This window comes from Cupriavidus sp. KB_39 (assembly GCF_052114485.1).
Taxonomy (GTDB): Bacteria; Pseudomonadota; Gammaproteobacteria; order Burkholderiales; family Burkholderiaceae; genus Cupriavidus.
In genome coordinates, this window is the sequence record NZ_JBFREV010000226.1 from 1 (window position 1) to 425 (window position 425).

The following is a 425-nucleotide window of genomic DNA, read 5'->3' on the forward strand; positions in this document are numbered from 1 at the left end:
GCGTCGGCCATGCTGTCGAGCAGCCATACAGGCTCCTTCGTCAGTTCAATCTCGCCGTTGAACCGCCGTCTGGGTCGGCGTCGGCCATGCTGTCGAGCAGCCATACAGGCTCCTTCGTCAGTTCAATCTCGCCGTTGAACCGCCGTCTGGGTCGTAATCCAAGCAGATTCGACCCCATCACCCCCGGCACGAAGACCACCGGAATCATCCGGCGCGACACCAGATAGCAGACCGCGACGCTGTCGTCCGGCGGCGTCATGACGGAGCGGTAGCGAACCGTGCCGTCCGGCTGGATTTCGGGTGGGATGATGCGTTCTCTTGCTGCCACAGGTATGTCCTCAGGATTTCAATGCGCAAAGCAGGTCGACGCTCTCGGCGAAGAGGCTCTTCTGCAGCGACGTCTTGCCTTCCGCATCGGCCGCGCC

Annotated in this window: 1 protein-coding gene; it reads right to left on the reverse strand. The window is 62.4% G+C overall.

The genetic code is table 11. The features are described from left to right. Positions 1-40 precede the first annotated feature (40 nt). The gene (locus AB4Z27_RS29670; protein ID WP_441646069.1) at positions 41-328 is read right to left on the reverse strand and encodes a hypothetical protein; all 288 of its coding nucleotides are present in this window, start codon (positions 326-328) and stop codon (positions 41-43) included. Positions 329-425: the final 97 nt, after the last annotated feature.